Below are 3053 nucleotides of genomic sequence, written 5' to 3'. Positions count from 1 at the left end.
CGAGATCGAACTCGGCAGCGAACTCCGCCAACTTCTCGCGGCCGACGTTGTCCTGGTCGACCAGAACCTGGATGTCGCCGGACCAGTCGCGCACGTCCGTGAACACCACTCCGCCGTAGTCGCGGACCCGCAGGAGGCGTCCCGCGATTCGCACGCGGGTGCCCTCCGGTGACTTCGCTGCGGCGGCAATCGTGTGGGTCGGCGGATAGGCGACGGGGTACGCGGCGATCCCTTCGTCGGCCAGTTGCGCGAGCTTGTTCATGCGCACGCGGACCTGCTCGGGTCGACGCGGACCGTTGGTCGTGAACGTCGGCGCCGAGTCCGGCGGGCTGCCGTCGGCATGCAGTCCTTCGGACGTCACCAGAGCTGCCGGCACCGCCGCATGCGTACCGGTGTGCTTGACGACCTGGCTGGACTTGCGCCCGAAACTGGGCAGCACCACAAAGCCTTCGGCGATGGCCGACGCGAATCCGACGCGCGGCAGTTCGCGGTTGTCCTCGAAGCAGAGGAAGCGCGGCGCCCAATCCGGCTGGTATTTCACGTTCGAGCGGTACAGCGCTTCGAGCTGCCACCAGCGGGAGAAGAAGACGAGCACCGAGCGCCAGATGCGGAGGATCGGGCCCGCGCCGATGCGCGAACCTTCCTCGAACACCGAGCGGAACACGGCGAAGTTGAGCGAAACTCGCACGACGCCGATCTCGTCCGAACGTGTGGCCAACTCCGAGACCATCAATTCGACGACACCGTTGGGCGCCGTCGGCTTACGGCGCATCAGGTCGAGCGAAACACCGTTCGGTCCCCACGGCACGAGCGAGAGCATGCCGACGACGCTTTCGTCCTCGGTGCCTTCACCCATGACGGCTTCGACGAGGAGGCAGTCGCCGTCGAGGTGATCGCCCAGTCGGCCGAGCGCCATGGAGAAGCCGCGCTCGGTGTCGGTGTCGCGCCAGTCGTCGGCGCGGATGATGACGGCTGCCATGTCCTCGGGCGGGATGTCGCGATGGCGTCGCATCCGGACGGTGACGCCGTGACGCCTCACGCGGGTGACCGCCTGGCGCACCGGGCGCATGTCGCGTCCGTTGAGATTGAACTCGCGGGTGCGCAGGATCGCTTCGTCGCCGAGCTGCAGGACGCTCAGGCCCGCCTTCTTGTACGCCGTCGCCCCGGTTTCGCTGGCGCCCATGACGGCCGTCGCCCAGCCGTACTGCGACGCGAGCCCCTGCCACGCTTCGATGGCGTGCGGCCACGCTTCGGGATCACCGATGGGATCACCACTGGCGAGGCAGACGCCGATCTCGACGCGGTACGTGATCGCGGCCTTGCCGCTCGGCGCGAAGATGACCGCCTTGTCGCGGCGGGTGGCGAAGTAAGCGAGAGAGTCGTCGGCACCGAAGTTCTGGATCAACCCGCGGATCGCGGACTCGTCGTTTCCGGTGAGCGCGTTGTTGGAGCGTTGCGCGCGGAAGAACGTCATGACGGCCGCGAGGAGCGCGATGGCGCCGAGCAGCCCGAGGACCGTGTTGACGAAGACGCGCGGGTGGCCGTCGAACACCTCGTTGTCGACCGAAGCCGCCGCGGTGACGCGGTTCAGGGCCCACAGGAATCGCTGGTTCTGCGGTAGGTCACCTGGGAAGAGTTCGACAAGGCCCCAACCGATCACGGTCGCTACAGCCATGCCGCCGATCAGCACGCCGAGTGCTTTCCAGCCAGCGCCGCGCCGTACGCGTGTGTAGAACTCGGGCCTCGCCGCGATGAGGATTCCGATCACGACAAGCAAAACGACAACGGCCACGGCGTTGTTCGGGTTCTTGTCGACGATCGCGGAGGCGATGTTGGTGAGGGTGATCAGTGACAGGTAGATCGTCAGCAGCCACCAGGCGATGCGCTTGCGGCTCGCGAGGGCGGCGGCGAGCAGGGCGACGACGAGCGCCCACGACAGGCTCGTATCCGGTGCGTCGAAGTAGTAGCTGTCGATGTATTCGCGTGGGACGCGGAGGATGTGCCGCAGTACCGGCGAGATGCTCCACAGGAACACCAGTACGGAGAAGACTCCGAGGATCAGTCCCGAGATATGGGGAACCTGGCTGAACCGCCCTTTGCGGAATCGACGCGCCTGGCGCGGATTTTCGGGTGGCGATTCCACCAACTCTGCAGTGGTGTCCGATACCTCGGTCAATGGTGCCATCGAGCTTCCTCTCCTACCGGTCGATCAGATCCTCACGCTAAGTGTGGTCTGTCGTGTCCAGTTTTGTGGGAGGAGGAAGATGATTGACATGACCGACAACATTCCAGCAGTACCCATCCGCGACGAAATGATTCGGCTCGGTCAGTTTCTCAAGCTCGCGAACCTCATCGAATCGGGCGCGGAGGCCAAGGAAGTGATCGCCGACGGCATGGTTTCGGTCAACGGTGAGGTTGAGGATCGCCGTGGCCGTCAGCTTCGTGACGGCGATGTCGTCGAGATCGGCGGGATGGCCGCCAAAGTGGAAGCCCCCGCCTGATCCCGCGACTTCTGGCTAGCTTTCGCGAACGACGACGCCGTCCTGGTCGCTGTAAACGATCTCGCCGGGGTTGAAGGTGACTCCGCCGATTTCGATCGGCACGTTCTTCTCGCCCGAACCGGTTTGCGTGCTCTTGCGCGGGTTGGTGCCCAAAGCCTTGACGCCGATGTCGAGGGTGCGCAGGATCGCGGAGTCGCGGACGGCTCCGTTGACGATGACACCGGCCCAACCGTTGTCGACGCCGCGGCCGGCAATGATGTCGCCGACCAGGGCGGTGTGGATGCTCGCGTCACCGTCGACGACGAGGACTCCGCCGTTGCCCGGTTCACTGAGGGTCTGCTTCACGAGCAGGTTGTCCTGGAAGCACTTGATGGTGGTGATGGGGCCGGCAAAGACTTCACGTCCACCGAACTGGGTGAACTGCGTGTCGCAGCTACGGATGTCGGGTCCGATCTCGTCGGCAAGGTCAGCGGTCGCTACAGGCTCGGTCATGCCCCACAGGATAGTCGGCGGGGCTCGGGCCTAGTTGTCGTCGGGGAGTATGCCGTTCAG

Annotated in this window: 3 protein-coding genes; 1 reads left to right on the top strand and 2 read right to left on the bottom strand. The window is 65.2% G+C overall.

Features of this window, described 5'->3' with window-relative positions; genetic code table 11:
* Window positions 1-2185, bottom strand: a 2185-nt coding sequence (lysX, locus tag A2J01_RS25520) for a bifunctional lysylphosphatidylglycerol synthetase/lysine--tRNA ligase LysX (RefSeq protein ID WP_064113862.1), incomplete at its 3' end; no start/stop codon positions are given.
* Between the two features lie 88 nt (window positions 2186-2273).
* On the opposite strand from lysX, the gene A2J01_RS25515 reads away from it, so the two are divergent.
* Entirely contained in the window at window positions 2274-2501 is a 228-nt protein-coding gene (locus A2J01_RS25515) for an RNA-binding S4 domain-containing protein (protein ID WP_003943569.1), read from the top strand.
* Between the two features lie 15 nt (window positions 2502-2516).
* Here A2J01_RS25515 and rraA read toward each other — a convergent pair whose 3' ends face one another.
* Entirely contained in the window at window positions 2517-2993 is a 477-nt protein-coding gene (gene rraA / locus A2J01_RS25510; RefSeq protein ID WP_003943552.1) for a ribonuclease E activity regulator RraA, read from the bottom strand.
* Between the last annotated feature and the right edge of the window lie 60 nt (window positions 2994-3053).

This window comes from Rhodococcus sp. EPR-134, assembly GCF_001647205.1.
Lineage (GTDB): Bacteria > Actinomycetota > Actinomycetes > Mycobacteriales > Mycobacteriaceae > Rhodococcus_F > Rhodococcus_F qingshengii.
Note: the sequence above shows the minus strand (reverse complement) of the source record. Positions and strands in the feature narration are given on the sequence as shown.

Excerpts from the sequence above, each read along its gene's own strand:
- A2J01_RS25515 (WP_003943569.1), top strand. The coding sequence starts at position 2,274 with ATGACCGACAACATTCCAGCAGTACCCATCCGCGACGAAATGATTCGG.
- rraA (WP_003943552.1), bottom strand. The coding sequence starts at position 2,993 with ATGACCGAGCCTGTAGCGACCGCTGACCTTGCCGACGAGATCGGACCC.